Source organism: Lonepinella sp. MS14434, assembly GCF_042468235.1.
Lineage (GTDB): Bacteria > Pseudomonadota > Gammaproteobacteria > Enterobacterales > Pasteurellaceae > Lonepinella.
On record NZ_CP170386.1, the window covers coordinates 1,889,711 to 1,906,316 of the forward strand.

Sequence of the window (16,606 nt, forward strand, 5' to 3'; positions counted from 1 at the left end):
TCTTTTCATTGCAATTCGTTAGCCAAACGATCGAGCTGACCACGACTTGAACCGTCTATCACAAAATCATCGGTACGAATAATAACCCCTGCGATCAGCGAGCTATCTACACTGCAATTTAATTTCACTTTGCGAGCAAGTCTTTTTTCCATTGCGGCGACAATTTTTTGTTGTTGCGTTGCACTTAATGGTTGAGCCGAAATGGCTTGAACTTCCGTGCTAGCATTATGTTCTTCCACATAATGTTGAAATTCATCAAATACTGCTGGAAGTGCCGTCAATCGCTTATTTTCAGCCATTAACCGAATCAGATTTTGCCCATATTGATCAAGTTGTTCGCCACAAATTGAAATCACCGTATCTGCCACTTTTTTAGCAGAAAAAGAACTGCTTAAAAAAGATTGCACCTGTTCATTTTCTGCTACCTGTGCCGCAAAACTGAGCATTTCTGTCCATTTTTGCACCGCACTTTTATCGGTCGCTGACTGTTCAACGGCAAAATCAAATGCTGCTTTGGCATAAGGGCGAGCTATCGTAGTTAATTCTGACATAAGCTCAACCTTCCTATAATTCTGCAACTAACTTATCAATAATGTCACTGTTGGCCGCTTCATCAATGGTACGACCCACAATTTTCTCTGCACCTGCAATCGCAAGTGAAGCCACTTTCACACGTAATTCTTCTTGCACACGTTTACGTTCAGATTCAACTTCTGCATAACCTTGTTCAATAATTTTGGCTTTCAAAGTTTCCGCTTCTGCTTTCACTTCTTCTAGCACTTCATTACGGCGTTTATTGGCTAAATCGATAATTTCTTGTGCTTGTAATTTTGCTTTAGAAATTTCTTCTTCCGCTAATACTTTCGTATCGGCTTGCTCTTTTTTAGCCGCTTCGGCAGACGCTAACGCATTGGCAATATTCGCCTGACGATCTTCAATCGCTTTAATGAGCGGTGGCCAAACATATTTCATACAAAACGCAACGAAAATTGCGAATGCAATAAGTTGACCGATTAATGTTGCATTTAAATTCACAACGCCCTCCTACTAAAAAGTCGGTGAAGTTATCCCAGATAATCCTCTGAAATAACAATAAATATCAAGCCCGACTTATTTTAATAAATCAATGAACGGGTTTGCGAAGATGAAAAGTAATGAAATACCCACAGCAATCATTGCGATAGCATCTAAAAGACCAGCAACGATAAACATTTTCGTTTGTAAGCTACTGGCTAATTCTGGCTGACGAGCAGAAGATTCTAAGAATTTACCGCCTAAAATAGCAAAGCCAATCGCTGTTCCCAGTGCGGCAAAAGCTAATAAAATTGATGCACCAATAATTGTTGCTGTAATTACAGATTCCATAATGTTCTCCATTAAAAGATTAATAAATAAGCCCTAAGGCTAGGATTGTTAATAAAAAATTCGTTTAATGATCTGCTTTGTTATAAGCAATACTCAAATAAACTATTGTCAACATCATAAAGATGAAAGCCTGTAAGGTAATCACCAATATATGAAAAATAGCCCATACTAAATGTAATGGGATACCTAATGCTTGCAAAGCAAAATTATCTGCCATATACATGACAGCGATAAGAATAAAGATTAACTCACCAGCGTACATATTACCAAACAGACGGAATGCTAAAGAAATCGGTTTAGCTAATAATGTGACGGTTTCAAGAATAAAGTTAACAGGAATAAATGCCCAATGATTGAAAGGGTGGAGCGTATATTCTTTTACTAATCCACTAAAACCTTTTGATTTGACGGTATAAAATAGGATTAAACAGAATACGCAAATCGACATACCTAAGGTGGCACTAATATCTGCAGTTGGCACAGCACGTAAATGATGAACACCAATTAAATTAGCAAACTGCGGTAGAAAATCAACAGGAATCAAGTCGATGGCATTCATAATGAATACCCAACAGAAAATGGTTAATGCCAGTGGAGCAATAGCATTACGCGGACCATGGAAGTTATCTTTGACTAAACCGTCCACCCACTCAATGACTATTTCAGTAAAACATTGTAATTTTCCAGGTACGCCTGAAGTGGCTTTTTTAGCTACACGGGAAAAAATAAACAGGAAAATAGCACCCGATACTAAGGAAAAAAACAAGGTATCTAAATGCACCGCCCAAAAGCCATCGCCAGATGAAAGGAAACTCAAATGGTGACTAATATAATCAGCAGTTGTTAAATTTGACATATTAATAAAACCTTTCTGTAAATTATTAATTACGTTGTTTAAATATATTCAAAATAAAAGGTAATAGACTATTTAAAGCAAGAGCAATAAAAAAGCCTATAAAAAAAGTGAATACATTATTTACCACTAAATATTTAATTGATATAACAATTAAAAGTATAGCAAAAAGGAATTTTATAGCTTCAAGACTATAAAATAGTGTTATTTTTATCGGTTCAGCTCTTTTTTTAGCATAAAAAAAAGCAAAGTAAATAACTATCGCACTTGATATAAAAATAACCAAATATCCTATGCTAAAGGCATAAGCAAGTGGAGTATCAAACAATGACAGTATAAAAAAAGCAATAATTAGAACAACAAATTCGATTATATATACTTTTTTATACAATTTTTGAGCTTGTTGTAGTACAGCCGACATCATTTACGCCCAGTAAAGTCTAAAAAACGTTCAAACAGACTAAAGTCTGAAAGCTCTTGAATTATCACCTATAAAGGTATTTATTGCAATCAATTAAGCAGTAAAAATTAACTTAGATTACATTTTTATTAGATGAATAACAAAATTCCATAGTATTTCTTTATAACTATAAATAATTCCATAAAAAATTAAAAATTTTAACCGCACTATTACTGTTGCATAGATTGGACTTTCTTAACCAATACTAAATGCCGTTCACCGATTAATTCCGGCACTTGTAACACAATGACTTGTTGAACGGTAAAATCTGCCGAAAGCTGTTGTACTTCGTCTTGATTATATTGCCCTTTTAATGCATAAAATAATCCTTTTTCCGAAAGCAGATGATGACACCAATCGGTCATATCTTTTAGACTAGCAAAGGCACGACTTAATACGCCATCAAATAGATGATCGGGCTTAAATTCTTCTACACGACTCAGCACGGGTTCAATATTAGTTAATCCTAACTCTCGCACGGCATTGCGAATAAAGCTAATACGTTTACCTAAACTATCTAGCAAACAGAATTGTTTATCAGGGTTAATAATCGCTAAGGGTAAGCCTGGTAAACCTGGTCCTGTTCCCACATCAATAAAATCTGAACCTTGTAAATAAGGACTTACCACAAGACTATCCATAATATGTTTTACTAACATGTCTTGCGGATCACGTACTGATGTTAAATTATAAGCTTTATTCCATTTATGTAATAATAACACCAACTGTACTAATTGCGTTTTTTGCAGATCAGTCAAGCAAAGTGCGGTGGTTTTTAACAAAAATTCTAATTTTTCGGCTAAAGTTTGTTGTAAATTATTCACTACGTTTTAACATTCCCTGTTTTTTCAAATTCACCAATAAAATGGAAATTGCCGCTGGGGTAATGCCTGAAATGCGACTGGCTTGTCCAATAGAGACGGGACGATGTTGTTCTAATTTAGCCCGCACTTCATTAGAAAGTCCTACCACTAAACTATAATCAAAACGTTCTGGAATAGCTGTATTTTCATGACGTTTTTGTTTTTCAATTTCGTCTTTCTGATGTTCAATATAACCTTGATATTTAACCGCTATCTCTACTTGCTCGGCAGCTTGTTTATCTTCCAAGGCTGGCGCAAATAAAGCGGTTTTAGTTAAAATATCATACGTTATTTCAGGACGACGTAATAAATCAATACCGTTAGCTTCACGCAAAATAGAGGTATTTACTAAATTATTGATTTCATCTAAATACTCAGATTTTGTGTGAATCCAAATTTGTTTTAAACGTTCTTGTTCTTTGGCAATATTATCCATTTTTTGATTAAATCTTGCCCAACGTTTTTCATCTATTAAACCCAGTTCGTGAGCAATTGGGGTTAAACGAATATCAGCATTATCTTCGCGTAATAATAAACGGTATTCCGCACGCGAAGTAAATACACGGTATGGTTCTTTTGTGCCTAAAGTACAAAGATCATCAACCAAAACACCGGTATAAGCCTGATCACGGCGTGGATACCAAGGATCTTTTTCTTGCACAAACAATCCAGCGTTAATCCCTGCTAACAAGCCTTGTGCTGCGGCTTCTTCATAACCTGTGGTACCATTAATTTGACCTGCAAAGAATAATCCTTTAATCATTTTGGTTTCTAAAGTAGGTTTTAAATCTCTAGGATCGAAATAATCATATTCAATGGCATAACCCGGTTTCACGATCCTTGTTTTTTCCAAGCCAACCATGGAATTAACAATCCCCATTTGCACATCAAAAGGCAAACTGGTAGAAATACCGTTAGGGTACACTTCATTAGAGGTTAACCCCTCTGGTTCAAGATAAATTTGATGCGAATTACGATCGGCGAAACGCATAACTTTATCTTCAATAGATGGACAATAACGCGGTCCGATCCCTTCAATGATCCCTGTAAACATTGGACTACGATCCAAATTTTGACGGATCACTTGGTGGGTTTTTTCATTAGTATGGGTAATAAAACATGGTATTTGACGGGGATGTTGATCCAGGGTTCCCATAAAGGAAAATACTGGTAACTGAGTATCACCATGTTGTTTAGCTAACACATCAAAATTAATTGTCCGTGCATCTAAACGGGGTGGTGTCCCTGTTTTTAAACGATCTACACGCAAGCCTAGATCACGTAAACGGTGAGAAAGGGAAACCGATGCAGGATCGCCAGCTCGTCCACCTTCGTAATTTTGTAAACCAATATGGATCTTACCTGCTAAAAATGTCCCTGCCGTCAATACCACCGATCTGGCACGGAATTTTAAGCCCATTTTAGTTTCCACCCCAGTAACTTGATCCTGTTCGATCAACACATCGGTCACTTCTTGTTGGAAAATATCTAAATTAGGTTGATTTTCAAGGGCAATCCGTACCGCTTGACGATATAAAACTCGATCTGCTTGCGCTCGAGTCGCTCGTACAGCTGGACCTTTTGAACTATTTAAGGTACGAAATTGAATACCTGCTTGATCGGTCGCTGTTGCCATTAATCCACCCATGGCATCAATTTCTTTGACTAAATGCCCTTTGCCAATTCCCCCAATAGCTGGATTACAAGACATTTGTCCAAGGGTATCAATATTATGAGTTAATAAAAGGGTTTTAAGTCCCATTCGAGCTGGAGCAAGAGCAGCTTCTGTGCCTGCGTGACCGCCACCAATCACGATCACATCATAATTTTCAGTATAAAACATTAGAACCTTATTAGATAAAAATGATCGCTTTCACCGATCTTCACTTAAAAATAGGCGACCATTTTACCTAAAATTAGACCAACAGGAAAGTAGATCTGATCAATCCAATTAGAAAAGATCCGTTGACTAATTAATATAGATCTTATTTATATATAAAGATCTTATTATTGTTATTATTAGATCCACTGATCATCGTGAATAAGGATCTTTTTATGTTATAGATTAAATAGTTAGATCTTTTTTTTAGATAAGGAAAAGTAAGATCTTTACAGTAAGTAAAATCTGTATAACTTGTTTAGTTATCCATAGGTGACTTTAAATTATCTTTTATTAAATAGTAAAACACAGGTTTTTAAAGGGTTTTTTAAAGAGTTATCCACAGGTGAGAGAATAAATTAATTTAATAAAAAAGTGCGATGAATTTCACCGCACTTCAAGTTGTTTTTAGATAAATGATTAAAGTTTTGCTGCTAACATCGCTTCTAATTTTTCAATATCTGCGGCAAATTTGCGGATACCTTCAGCAAGTTTTTCAACTGCCATTGGATCTGCATTATGTTGCCAGTAGAAATCAGCTTCTTTCAATGGTTCTGGGTGAGCTTTGACTTCACCTTTATAGTCTAATTTACGAGCTAAAGGTGCTGTGCTTTCTTGTAACTCTTTTAATAATGGTGGAGCGATGGTTAAACGGTCACAGCCTGCTAATTCGGTGATTTCGCCCACGTTACGGAAACTCGCACCCATTACCACAGTTTTATAGCCATATTGTTTGTAGTAGTTGTAAATTTCTGTTACAGAAACCACACCTGGATCTTCTGCTGGTGCGTATTCTTTTTTGTCAGAATTAGCTTTGTACCAGTCAAGAATACGACCAACAAACGGCGAAATTAAGTAAACGCCTGCTTCTGCACAAGCACGAGCTTGAGCTTGAGAGAATAATAGGGTTAAGTTACAGTTAATGTTTTCTTTTTCTAAAATTTCCGCCGCACGGATACCTTGCCAAGTCGATGCAATTTTGATCAAAATACGATCGTTGGCAATACCTGCTTCGTTGTAAAGACGAATTAATTTACGTGCTTTTTCAACAGTAGCTTCGGTATCGTAAGAAAGGCGAGCATCTACTTCAGTAGAAATACGTCCTGGTACCAGTTTTAAAATTTCTAAACCGATATTTACCGCTAATTTATCTTCGGCATCAACAAGTTGTTGTTTTTTGCACTCACTTTGTTTTTTCGCATAAGCAACAGCTTCATCAATTAATGGAGCATATTGTGGCAGTGCAGATGCACTTAAAATTATTGATGGGTTGGTAGTGGCATCTTGTGGTTTATAAAGTTTCATAGCTTCAATATCGCCAGTATCAGCTACTACTACGGTTACGTTTTTTAAAGCGTCTAATTGCGTTGTCATAATTTACCTCTGATTGATTTATTTACTCTGTTTAATTATCCATGATAAGTCGATTAAATACCAGTTAAACGATTAAAAACTGTGATCCAGATCACGGTTTTATAATGGAATTTTTATGCTGAACTAAACTATAATACATTAAGCATAATATGGAAATATAAAAGCAACAATATAAACAATAGGTAATAGGCAAAATGATTCCCTTTCTTGGTATAACAGGTTATAGCGGTAGTGGTAAAACCACCTTATTAGAAAAATTATTACCAAAATTAACCGCACTTGGTTTAAAAGTAGCGGTGATTAAGCATAGCCACCATAATGCTCAAGTGGATAAACAAGGGAAAGATAGTTGGCGAATGAAAGAAGCGGGAGCCAGTCAAGTTATTATGGCTTGTGATCAACGCTGGGCGTTAATGACTGAAACCCCTAAGCCAGAATCCCTTGCTTATTTGGTACGACAATTTGATCCGCAGTTAACGGATTTAGTGTTAATTGAAGGTTTTAAACAAGAAGCTATCCCTAAAATTCTACTGCATAGAAAAGAGATGACTAAACCTTTACCAGAACAGGATCAAAACGTTATAGCCATTGCCACAGATTATCCTATCAAAACCGATAAACAATGGTTAGATATTAATAATATAGATCAAATAGTCGAATTTATTTGGCATTATTTACGGAATAACTAAAATGGAAAAATCCGTTTCTCCACGCTCACTCGCTTGGATTGCTGCCACGGCATTTTTTATGCAAGCGTTAGATACCACTATTTTAAATACAGCATTACCTGCTATCGCAGCGGATTTGCATCAATCACCTTTAGAAATGCAACTAGCGGTGATCAGCTATGCGTTGACAGTGGCATTATTTATTCCTATTAGTGGTTGGTTAGCGGATAAATATGGTACGCTCAATATTTTCCGTTTTTCCGTTGTTATGTTTGTAATTGGATCAGTGAGTTGTGCTTTCTCAATGTCGCTAGAAATGCTGATTTTTTCTCGAATATTACAGGGTTTTGGCGGTGCCATGATGATGCCAGTGGCTCGCCTTGCGATTATTCGTACAGTGGCTAAAAATGAATTAATTCCCATTTGGAATTTAATGGCAATGGCAGGCTTAACCGGTCCTATTATTGGTCCAATTTTAGGTGGTTGGTTAGTGACCTACGCTTCTTGGCACTGGATTTTCTTAATTAATATTCCTATCGGTTTAATTGGGGTGATTCTATCAAGCTATTTTATGCCGAATGTAAAAAATGATTTAACTAAATTTGATTGGAAAGGTTTTCTGCTTTTTGGTGGTGGTTTAGTTTGTATTACATTTGGATTAGATTTAGTTAATGAAACTTTTATAGAAAAATGGCAAGCAGTCAGTATTTTAGCGGTAGGTTGTATATTTTTAATAGGTTATTATTTTTATGCAAAAGGCAATCAAACCGCTTTAATTCCACTTAATTTATTTAAAATTCGCACCTATTATTTGGGTTCATGGTCAAATTTATTTATTCGTTTATGTGGTTCAGGCATTCCTTTTCTATTGCCATTGATGTTACAAGTTTCTTTTCAATACAGTGCTGATTATGCTGGTTTAATGATTACGCCGATAGCCATTAGTTCTTTGATCAGTAAGCCTATTATTCGCCCTTTATTAAGATTACTCGGATATCGAAATTTATTAATGATCAATTCATTATGTATGGCTCTATCAGTTGGGCTAATGTCCTTATTAACCATTGACACCCCATTGTGGGCGTATATTAGTTTATTGTTTGTTTACGGCATGATTTTATCCATTATGTTTACTTCAGTGAATACTTTGACGATTTCTGAACTAGAACAACATAACGCCAGTGCAGGTTCCACCATGTTAAGTGTAATTCAACAAGTCGGTATTGGTTTAGGTATTGCGGTTTCTGCTATAGCATTAAATTTTTACCGCACTTTAGTGGCACCAGAAATGCTACAACAAGCCTTTAGTTATACCTTTTTAACCAGTTCCATTTTTGGTTTTATTTTATTTTTTATTGTGGCAAAATTGGATAAAACCGCTGGGGAAAATTTACATTAAGTAGGCTATATGAATGATGAAAATGAAATCGTTAAATTGGATTTTAGTCCATTAATTAATGCAATTGAACGACTAAAAGAAGGTTTAATTCGCTATCAAACCGACATCAGCGATATTCAAATTCGTGATGGATTAATCCAACGTTTTGAATTTACTTATGAATTAAGTTACAAAATGCTCAAACGCTATTTAGCCCAAATATCCCCGAATCCTGAGCAATATGACAGCATGTCTTTTCAGGATCTTATTCGCTCAGGTAATGAAAAAGGGTTATTACTTGGTGAATGGAAAGATTGGAAAACCTATCGAGAGATGCGTTCAAGAACAAATCATACTTATGATGAAGATGTCGCATTAAATGTGGTAGAGGGTATTCCACAATTTTTGCAAGAAGTGGTTTATTTAGTAGAACAATTAACAAAGGAATAAATACGATTTAACGCCGTATTTCTAATATCATCACATTCAAATAAAATTTCATGTTTTGCTCGCTCAATTTTCACTAATTTGCCTTGCGGTAAAAGTGTGATGAATTTAGCGATATTTTTATTGTCCACAATTTTTTCTTTTTCCGCTTGTAGTACTAAAACCGGAATTTCAATACGCGGCAAAATTTTAGGTAAGCGTTTAATCGCTTGTAAACATAAATGTACCCAACGGAAAGTGGGTCCACCGAGATGAATTTGTTTAAATTTTCGATTAATCCGATTCATCCATTTCATACGAGTTTTACAAAAACTTAATTCATTATCTCTTAAATCGGCAGGTTTATAAACCGTTTTACCGAATACATAACGTTCGCCAAATCCTAGCAAAATTATTAGATTTAATAATATTTCATCACGTAACGGATTTTTTAAAGCAATAGCAAAAAAAGGCGAAGAAAATACCGCACTTTTTATATGGTGATCATAGTTAGCTAAATAATAGCTTGAAATTAAGCAGCCTAAAGAATGTGCCACAATCTGTTGGCTTTGATAATCATAAAGTGCGGTGATTTTTTCGATAATTTTTGCCATATCATCCATGTAAAAACGAAATTCATCTAAATGCCCTTTGTCAGGATCTTTTAATAAACGCTGTGAATAACCTTGTCCACGGTGATCAAATAATAGCACATCAAACCCTTGATGATAAAAGTCATAAGCGAGTTCAGTCCATTTCAAAATACTTTCAGCTCGTCCATTGACGAGAATAATCAATTTTCGTTGTGCAGGATTTTGGTGGGTAAAATGACGATAGGCGATAGCACAATTTCTTTTTCCATCAATATATTGAATCGGAAATTGTTGAGCAAAAGGATAAAGTTCAGTTAACGCAAATTGACAAAAATGGGGTTCTCGTTGCATATATGAAAATTACCTATTAACGCATTAATAAAATAATCATGGAAAAAAGGTGCGTTTATTACGCACCTCACAACCACTAAACTAACTGTTTCAAAATACGACGTACTGGCTCTGCCGCACCCCATAATAATTGGTCGCCCACAGTAAATGCTGCCAAATATTCAGGACCCATTGCCAATTTACGCAAACGACCGACAGGTACGCTTAATGTGCCAGTCACCTTAGCTGGTGTCAACTCACACAAGGTGGTTTCTTTATCATTTGGAATCACTTTCACCCATTCATTATGGCTTGCCAAAATTTGTTCAATTTCCGCTAGTGGCAAGTCTTTTTTGAGTTTAATGGTGAACGCTTGGCTGTGGCAACGCAATGCGCCGATACGCACACATAAGCCGTCCACAGGAATTGGGTTGTCGCTTAAACCTAAAATTTTATTGGTTTCCGCATAGCCTTTCCATTCTTCTTTGGTTTGTCCCGTTTCTGGTAGAAGTTTGTCAATCCACGGAATTAAGCTGCCGCCTAAGGCTGCACCAAAGTTATCCGTTGGGAAATCGTCCGCACGCATTTTAGCCGTCACTTTGCGTTCAATGTCTAAAATAGATGATGCTGGATCAGCCAATTCTGCTTTCACGCTGTCTTCTAATTGACCCATTTGCACCAACAACTCACGCATATTTTTCGCACCTGCACCTGATGCGGCTTGATAAGTGGCGACCGAAATCCATTCCACTAAGTCTTTTTCAAATAAGCCACCAATCGCCATTAACATTAGGCTTACGGTACAGTTACCGCCCACAAAGGTTTTAATCCCTTTTTTCAAGCCGTCCGTAATCACATGTTGGTTTACTGGATCTAACACAATAATCGCATCATCTTGCATACGTAATGCCGATGCTGCATCCACCCAATAGCCGTCCCAACCCGTGGCTTTTAATTTTGGATACACTTCGTTGGTGTAATCACCGCCTTGACAGGTCACGATAATATCTAATTTTTTGAGTTCATCAATATCAAAGGCGTTTTTCAATTCACCAGCATCTTTACCTGCAAACACAGGGGCTTTTTGCCCCGCTTGCGATGTGGTGAAGAACACAGGATTAATGTTAGCAAAATCGTTTTCCTGAACCATACGATCCATTAATACCGAGCCAACCATACCACGCCAACCGATAAAACCGACATTTTTCATATTTGCATTTCCTTTAAGTTATGTTGTGTTTGAAGTTTATAAAATTACAGATAAGCCTGATAAAATCAAGTGTTTTTATAAAAAAATGATGAAATTTGGGTTTTAGTTAAATTTCATCATAAAAAAGGATTATAAATAAGATTATTTATAACTATTTACTCAAATAAATATATTATAATTCAATCTCTCGTTCTTACATTGATTCACGAATAAACTCAAAAATTCATCAATATTTTTAGATTGTTCAGGTGACATTCCAACTTTTTCTGCATTTGTCATCACTTCCCCAACACCCTTATATGCCGTGTCGCTGCAATCCATGCAGACGTATAACCCACAATTGAGCAAATAATCAATAAGAACGCAAATTCTGCGAATCCTAAGCCGTTTAATTCAAATTGGACCGCAAAAATATCGGTAACATATCTTACCGCACTGGTGAAATAACCAATGATAAAACTACTGAAAATACAAGCGACTAACGCACCTAAAAAGCCGTAGATAATGCCCGTATAAAGGAAAGGGCGTAGTATAAATTGATCGGTGGCACCGAGTAGTTTCATGACTTGAATATTCGCTTTGCTACTATATACATCGGAACGAATACTGTTACCGATTACTAAAAATACCGCTAAGGTCATCAATACTGCACTAAAAATAGCCACATGTGCAATCAGCCAAGTAATTGCGGTGAGTTTTTCCAGCCAGTCATTATCCATTCTAACTTCTTCTACCCCTTTGATTTTCATCAGGTTACTATGTAATTCCTGACGTTTTTCTGAAGCTTGAAATTCCGAACTAGGGTGAATCATCACCACTGCTGGTAGAGGGTTATCGTCTAAAATATCTAATTCTTCATTAAAACCAGACCATGCTTTAAATTCTTTCAGGCTTTCCTGACGTGAAATATAATTAAGGCTTTCCACCCCTTTTTGTTCACGAATTTTTTCTACCACTTTATTGGAATCATCAGCATTGAGATTTTTATGCAAATAGACCGTTAATTCTGTTTCAGGATAGAATTTTGTGGTGGCTAAATGGGTATTTTTCCAAAGTAAAAAACTTACTGTAGGAATGGTTAATGACACTGCTATCACCAAAATCGTCAACAATGTGCCATATTTTTTCAAGCAAAGATCTGCCCACACATTGCGTAAAACATAATTCATTTGCACCCAAAACGGGGCTTTTTGTGTTGAACTCATTTTCTTTCCCTTATGCTCGCAAATAACCTTGTTCTAACACAAGGCAAGGTTTTGGTTTTTGTTGAATTAAACTCACGTTGTGAGTGGCAATTAACACAGTCATTCCCATTTTATTAAATTCTTCAAATAGGCTAAAAATATCAAAAGAAAGTGTGTTATCTAGGTTGCCAGTAGGTTCGTCAGCTAACAATAATTGTGGTTTGTGTATCACCGCTCGAGCAATATCTACTCGTTGTTGTTCACCACCTGACAAATGTAATGGCTGATGATCTGCACGGTCATACAGCCCTACTACATCTAACATAGCTAACGCTCGATCTCGGGCAGTTTTGGGGTGCATTCCAGCAATAATTAATGGAAGTGCAACGTTATCCACAATAGAACGATCGGGCAAAAGACGATAATCTTGATGTACCATACCTATTTGACGGCGTAAAAAGGGCAATTCATAAGCAGATAGACGGGTGATGTTGTGTCCATTAAACCAAATTTGTCCGCCGTTAGCACGTTCCATGCCCATAATTAATTTTAACAATGTACTTTTACCTGCTCCAGAATGCCCTGTTAAATAGGTCATACTGCCAACAGGTAAATGAAAGTTTAGTCCTTGTAAAGCAGGTTGTTTACTGCCTAAATAGGCTTTGCTTACATTTTGAAAATGTATCATTTTTTATCCTTTCCGATTAGTTTTCCTATGCCTATTCTTCATGCGTAAATAGGGCATCAATAAATTCATTGGCATTAAACGCACGTAAATCTTCAATTTTTTCACCGACACCGATATAGCGAATCGGCAAATTAAACTGATCCGCAATGGCAAAAATTACGCCACCTTTGGCGGTGCCATCTAATTTAGTTAAGCAAATTCCTGTAAGCCCCACGGCTTCATTAAATAATTTTGCCTGACTAATGGCATTTTGCCCTGTGCCAGCATCAAGGGTGAGCATAATTTCATGCGGTGCGGTTTCATCATATTTTTTCATCACTCGCACGATTTTTTTCAACTCGTCCATCAAATTATTTTTATTTTGCAAACGCCCAGCGGTGTCCGCAATTAAAATATCAATATTTTTCGCTGCCGCTGATTGCATGGCATCAAAAATCACTGATGCCGAATCCGAGCCAGTAGCTTGTGCCACCACTGGAATATGATTACGTTCGCCCCACACTTGCAACTGTTCTACCGCAGCGGCACGGAATGTATCACCAGCAGCTAACATCACTGATTTGCCTTGTTGCTGGAATTGACGAGCCAGTTTGCCAATGGTAGTGGTTTTACCCACACCGTTCACACCGACCATTAAAATGACATAAGGTTTTTTGGCAGCGTCAATCTGCAATGGTTGTGCCACAGGATTAAGAATATCCGCCATTTCTTGTTTTAATTGTTGATATAATAAATCCGCATCTTTAAGCTGTTGATGTGTAGCGTGTTGCTCTAAATTTTTGATAATTTTGCTGGTAGTCGGCACGCCAATATCGGCAATTAATAGCTGTTCTTCCAATTCTTCAAATAGTTCATCATCAATTTTTTTACCAAAAAACAGCGAACGAAAGCCAGACCCGATATTTTGTTTGGTTTTCACCAAACCTTTTAATAAACGACTGAAAAAGCCTCCCTCGCTCGGTTTTTCTTGCGTAATAGCACTTTCAGCAATAGCTTCTTGCTTTTCTTCTGATGAGATTTCAATTTGTTGCTCTATTTCATCAATCGAATCAGAAACTTGCTTAATTTGCACCGCACTTTCTGCATTATTTTCTTCAATTTCATCTGGTTGAACAGCAATTTCCGCCACAATCTGTTCTGTTTTTACAGGTTCAAGTACGGTATCATTTTGTTCGGAAGTTAACGCTGTTTCCGATTGAACAAAATTTTCCACCACATCAAGCATTTCTTCGCTTAAATGTTCACTCACGTTTTCTATGGTTTGCTCAATTTTATCGCTAACTTCTTCAATTTTTTCTTCAACAAGAACAACGATGTTTTCCGCTGGTTGGTTGCTTTCTTTAATAATTTGAGCGGTTTCTTCCTGCTGTGGTTGCTGATCAACAATATCGTCTGGTTGCTTTTTACCTAATCCCAACCACGACCAAAAACCGCCTTTTTTCTTTTCATCTGTCATAAAAATCTCTTAATATCTGTTAAACTATATAAAATTTGTATAGTTTATCATTTTTTATCTATTATCTGTATGAAAAAATACACAAAAGAACACACACCAAACCAATCACAAAGCAAGGGTGAAGTCCGTATTATTGCTGGTCGTTGGCGGGGACGAAAATTACCTGTATTAAACTCACAAGGTTTACGTCCTACGGGGGATCGAGTTAAAGAAACATTGTTTAACTGGTTAATGCCTTATATTGTGAATAGTTGTTGTTTAGATTGCTTTGCTGGTAGTGGCTCACTTGGCTTTGAAAGTTTATCAAGGGGAGCAAAACAGGTGACTTTTGTGGAGCTTGAGAAAACCGTCTTTAATCAATTAAAACAGAATTTAATCCGTTTAAAATGCGATGAAAATCAAGCAAATGTAATTAATCAAAACAGCCTTGAATGGTTAAAACAACCGCAAAAAACACCGCACTTTGATGTGGTTTTTCTTGATCCACCATTTAACTTTGGCTTGAGCGAACAAGCTATTAAATTGTTAGAACAAAATAACTGGTTACAACAGCAAGCGTTAATTTATGTAGAAACCGAAAAAGATAAACCTTTAAATGCACCTGAAAATTGGTATTTATTGAAAGAAAAAATCACGGGTCAGGTTTGTTATCGGTTGTATCAGAAAAAATAAAAGGAGGCATTTATGTCATACCAAGCCGTTTTCAGCGATATTGATGGCACACTATTAAATAGCCAACATCAAATCACTTCACGTACCGAGCAAGCAATAAAAGCCATTGTGAAAAAAGGGATTCCATTTATTCCCGTTTCCGCCCGACCGCCTTATGCGATCACACCTTACACTGAGCAATTACACACTGAACAAGCGATAATTTGCTATAGTGGAGCATTAATTTTAGATAAAAATTTAACCGCACTTTATAGCGTACTTATTGAACAAAATGATGTTAGGTTGCTTAATCAAATTTTAGCGGATTACGCTGATTTATCCATTAATCATTATGCTGGACTAAACTGGTTTAGCAACGATTTAAGCAATCTTTGGACGTTGCAAGAAAGCCAAATTACAGGCTTACAGGCTCAAATTGTACCAACAGATTTAACAGATGTGCATAAAATTTTAGTGATGGGGAACGCAGCTAATATTCAACAGTTAGAACAAAAACTCAAACAAAATCTACCGCACTTGAGTATTCACCGCTCTAAACCTGAATACCTTGAAATCATGAACAAAGCCGCCACCAAAGCGAAAGCCATTCAATTTATGGAAAAATTATTGAACATCACCGCCGATCAAGTCATTGCTTTCGGCGATAATTTTAATGATTTGGATATGTTGCAATATGCAGGGTTAAGTGTCGCCATGGGCAATGCCCTTGATGAAATTAAACAAGTGGCAAAACAAGTAACCACCAGTAATAACGAAGATGGTATTGCGTTGGTGTTGGAGAGGGAGTTTTTACTCGTTTAAGTGTTGATTTACATAAGATTTTAATTCAGCAATTTCCAATTTTGCTTTATCGGATAATACTTTGTTATCTCGCAACATTTGTGCAGATCGAGCATCAATATAACGTAAATAATCTTTATTTTGGCTTTGTTCAAATTTTTGTTTAGCCAAATACATTTCATGGAAATCCTTATTGGCTTGTGACAGCAATATTTTTTGTCCGAGTAATACAAAAATCGCAAAACCTAACACGATTACTGAACCATAGCCGTGAGTGGGGTAATACAATATGCCTGCTAGAATAAAAAGTGCGGTGATAAATTTGGAAGAATTTTTGATGTAAGTTTCTGAGGGGGGTGATTGTAATAATTGTTTAATATTCATAATTATCTATCGTCCAAAATTTAAAGTGCGGAAAAAAATCACC

19 protein-coding genes are annotated in these 16,606 nt (G+C 36.4%); 5 read left to right on the top strand and 14 right to left on the bottom strand.

Going from position 1 to position 16,606, the window contains the following annotated elements; genetic code table 11:
- Window positions 1-5: 5 nt before the first annotated feature.
- The 8 genes from atpH to tal form a co-directional block, all read right to left on the bottom strand.
- Window positions 6-551, bottom strand: a complete 546-nt coding sequence (gene atpH, locus O1Q79_RS09130) for a F0F1 ATP synthase subunit delta (RefSeq protein ID WP_386688709.1) — start codon at window positions 549-551, stop codon at window positions 6-8.
- 13 nt (window positions 552-564) lie between these two features.
- Entirely contained in the window at window positions 565-1,035 is a 471-nt protein-coding gene (atpF, locus tag O1Q79_RS09135) for a F0F1 ATP synthase subunit B (RefSeq protein ID WP_386688711.1), read from the bottom strand.
- 75 nt (window positions 1,036-1,110) lie between these two features.
- Window positions 1,111-1,365, bottom strand: a complete 255-nt coding sequence (atpE, locus tag O1Q79_RS09140) for a F0F1 ATP synthase subunit C (protein ID WP_005599073.1) — start codon at window positions 1,363-1,365, stop codon at window positions 1,111-1,113.
- 64 nt (window positions 1,366-1,429) lie between these two features.
- Window positions 1,430-2,221: a F0F1 ATP synthase subunit A gene (gene atpB / locus O1Q79_RS09145; RefSeq protein ID WP_386688716.1), complete on the bottom strand. Its 792-nt coding sequence runs from the start codon at window positions 2,219-2,221 to the stop codon at window positions 1,430-1,432.
- 25 nt (window positions 2,222-2,246) lie between these two features.
- Window positions 2,247-2,642, bottom strand: coding sequence for an ATP synthase subunit I (locus tag O1Q79_RS09150; protein ID WP_386691898.1), 396 nt, complete (start codon window positions 2,640-2,642; stop codon window positions 2,247-2,249).
- 206 nt (window positions 2,643-2,848) lie between these two features.
- Window positions 2,849-3,502, bottom strand: coding sequence for a 16S rRNA (guanine(527)-N(7))-methyltransferase RsmG (gene rsmG / locus O1Q79_RS09155; protein ID WP_386691900.1), 654 nt, complete (start codon window positions 3,500-3,502; stop codon window positions 2,849-2,851).
- Window positions 3,495-5,384 (bottom strand): tRNA uridine-5-carboxymethylaminomethyl(34) synthesis enzyme MnmG, encoded by a 1,890-nt coding sequence (gene mnmG, locus O1Q79_RS09160; RefSeq protein ID WP_386691902.1) that lies wholly within the window; start codon window positions 5,382-5,384, stop codon window positions 3,495-3,497. Before mnmG ends, rsmG begins: the two co-directional genes overlap by 8 nt.
- A gap of 456 nt (window positions 5,385-5,840) precedes the next feature.
- Complete coding sequence (gene tal, locus O1Q79_RS09165; RefSeq protein WP_386691903.1) at window positions 5,841-6,794, bottom strand: transaldolase; 954 nt, start codon at window positions 6,792-6,794, stop codon at window positions 5,841-5,843.
- A 194-nt stretch (window positions 6,795-6,988) separates the two neighbouring features.
- Between tal and mobB the strand changes: the two genes are divergently transcribed.
- Genes mobB through O1Q79_RS09180 form a run of 3 tightly spaced genes read left to right on the top strand, consistent with a single transcriptional unit; the run spans window position 6,989 to window position 9,290 of the window.
- Window positions 6,989-7,483, top strand: a complete 495-nt coding sequence (gene mobB / locus O1Q79_RS09170; RefSeq protein WP_386691905.1) for a molybdopterin-guanine dinucleotide biosynthesis protein B — start codon at window positions 6,989-6,991, stop codon at window positions 7,481-7,483.
- 1 nt (window position 7,484) lies between these two features.
- Window positions 7,485-8,861, top strand: a complete 1,377-nt coding sequence (locus O1Q79_RS09175; RefSeq protein WP_386691907.1) for a DHA2 family efflux MFS transporter permease subunit — start codon at window positions 7,485-7,487, stop codon at window positions 8,859-8,861.
- A gap of 9 nt (window positions 8,862-8,870) precedes the next feature.
- The gene (locus tag O1Q79_RS09180; protein ID WP_386691909.1) at window positions 8,871-9,290 is read left to right on the top strand and encodes a nucleotidyltransferase substrate binding protein; all 420 of its coding nucleotides are present in this window, start codon (window positions 8,871-8,873) and stop codon (window positions 9,288-9,290) included.
- Here the strand turns inward: O1Q79_RS09180 and O1Q79_RS09185 are convergent.
- The 5 genes from O1Q79_RS09185 to ftsY form a co-directional block, all read right to left on the bottom strand.
- Entirely contained in the window at window positions 9,260-10,210 is a 951-nt protein-coding gene (locus tag O1Q79_RS09185; protein ID WP_386691911.1) for an alpha/beta fold hydrolase, read from the bottom strand. The genes O1Q79_RS09180 and O1Q79_RS09185 overlap by 31 nt on opposite strands.
- Before the next feature lie 76 nt (window positions 10,211-10,286).
- Complete coding sequence (asd, locus tag O1Q79_RS09190) at window positions 10,287-11,399, bottom strand: aspartate-semialdehyde dehydrogenase (RefSeq protein WP_386691913.1); 1,113 nt, start codon at window positions 11,397-11,399, stop codon at window positions 10,287-10,289.
- A gap of 278 nt (window positions 11,400-11,677) precedes the next feature.
- Entirely contained in the window at window positions 11,678-12,604 is a 927-nt protein-coding gene (ftsX, locus tag O1Q79_RS09195; protein WP_386691915.1) for a permease-like cell division protein FtsX, read from the bottom strand.
- A 10-nt stretch (window positions 12,605-12,614) separates the two neighbouring features.
- Window positions 12,615-13,271 (bottom strand): cell division ATP-binding protein FtsE, encoded by a 657-nt coding sequence (gene ftsE / locus O1Q79_RS09200; protein WP_386688740.1) that lies wholly within the window; start codon window positions 13,269-13,271, stop codon window positions 12,615-12,617.
- Window positions 13,272-13,302: 31 nt separating this feature from the next.
- The gene (gene ftsY / locus O1Q79_RS09205) at window positions 13,303-14,727 is read right to left on the bottom strand and encodes a signal recognition particle-docking protein FtsY (protein ID WP_386691917.1); all 1,425 of its coding nucleotides are present in this window, start codon (window positions 14,725-14,727) and stop codon (window positions 13,303-13,305) included.
- Between the two features lie 69 nt (window positions 14,728-14,796).
- On the opposite strand from ftsY, the gene rsmD reads away from it, so the two are divergent.
- Together rsmD and O1Q79_RS09215 are read left to right on the top strand one after the other, a co-directional pair.
- A complete protein-coding gene (rsmD, locus tag O1Q79_RS09210) occupies window positions 14,797-15,399 on the top strand; it encodes a 16S rRNA (guanine(966)-N(2))-methyltransferase RsmD (RefSeq protein ID WP_386691919.1) in 603 nt (200 codons plus the stop codon).
- Window positions 15,400-15,411: 12 nt separating this feature from the next.
- Complete coding sequence (locus O1Q79_RS09215) at window positions 15,412-16,200, top strand: Cof-type HAD-IIB family hydrolase (protein WP_386691921.1); 789 nt, start codon at window positions 15,412-15,414, stop codon at window positions 16,198-16,200.
- Here the strand turns inward: O1Q79_RS09215 and O1Q79_RS09220 are convergent.
- Window positions 16,189-16,563, bottom strand: coding sequence for a hypothetical protein (locus O1Q79_RS09220; RefSeq protein WP_386691923.1), 375 nt, complete (start codon window positions 16,561-16,563; stop codon window positions 16,189-16,191). The genes O1Q79_RS09215 and O1Q79_RS09220 overlap by 12 nt on opposite strands.
- Window positions 16,564-16,606: the final 43 nt, after the last annotated feature.

What these genes read in the sequence shown, in the direction of transcription:
- atpH (WP_386688709.1), bottom strand. Translation starts at nt 551, where the DNA reads ATGTCAGAATTAACTACGATAGCTCGCCCTTATGCCAAAGCAGCATTT.
- atpE (WP_005599073.1), bottom strand. Translation starts at nt 1,365, where the DNA reads ATGGAATCTGTAATTACAGCAACAATTATTGGTGCATCAATTTTATTA.
- atpB (WP_386688716.1), bottom strand. Translation starts at nt 2,221, where the DNA reads ATGTCAAATTTAACAACTGCTGATTATATTAGTCACCATTTGAGTTTC.
- O1Q79_RS09150 (WP_386691898.1), bottom strand. Translation starts at nt 2,642, where the DNA reads ATGATGTCGGCTGTACTACAACAAGCTCAAAAATTGTATAAAAAAGTA.
- mnmG (WP_386691902.1), bottom strand. Translation starts at nt 5,384, where the DNA reads ATGTTTTATACTGAAAATTATGATGTGATCGTGATTGGTGGCGGTCAC.
- tal (WP_386691903.1), bottom strand. Translation starts at nt 6,794, where the DNA reads ATGACAACGCAATTAGACGCTTTAAAAAACGTAACCGTAGTAGTAGCT.
- mobB (WP_386691905.1), top strand. Translation starts at nt 6,989, where the DNA reads ATGATTCCCTTTCTTGGTATAACAGGTTATAGCGGTAGTGGTAAAACC.
- O1Q79_RS09175 (WP_386691907.1), top strand. Translation starts at nt 7,485, where the DNA reads ATGGAAAAATCCGTTTCTCCACGCTCACTCGCTTGGATTGCTGCCACG.
- O1Q79_RS09180 (WP_386691909.1), top strand. Translation starts at nt 8,871, where the DNA reads ATGAATGATGAAAATGAAATCGTTAAATTGGATTTTAGTCCATTAATT.
- O1Q79_RS09185 (WP_386691911.1), bottom strand. Translation starts at nt 10,210, where the DNA reads ATGCAACGAGAACCCCATTTTTGTCAATTTGCGTTAACTGAACTTTAT.
- asd (WP_386691913.1), bottom strand. Translation starts at nt 11,399, where the DNA reads ATGAAAAATGTCGGTTTTATCGGTTGGCGTGGTATGGTTGGCTCGGTA.
- ftsX (WP_386691915.1), bottom strand. Translation starts at nt 12,604, where the DNA reads ATGAGTTCAACACAAAAAGCCCCGTTTTGGGTGCAAATGAATTATGTT.
- ftsE (WP_386688740.1), bottom strand. Translation starts at nt 13,271, where the DNA reads ATGATACATTTTCAAAATGTAAGCAAAGCCTATTTAGGCAGTAAACAA.
- ftsY (WP_386691917.1), bottom strand. Translation starts at nt 14,727, where the DNA reads ATGACAGATGAAAAGAAAAAAGGCGGTTTTTGGTCGTGGTTGGGATTA.
- rsmD (WP_386691919.1), top strand. Translation starts at nt 14,797, where the DNA reads ATGAAAAAATACACAAAAGAACACACACCAAACCAATCACAAAGCAAG.
- O1Q79_RS09215 (WP_386691921.1), top strand. Translation starts at nt 15,412, where the DNA reads ATGTCATACCAAGCCGTTTTCAGCGATATTGATGGCACACTATTAAAT.
- O1Q79_RS09220 (WP_386691923.1), bottom strand. Translation starts at nt 16,563, where the DNA reads ATGAATATTAAACAATTATTACAATCACCCCCCTCAGAAACTTACATC.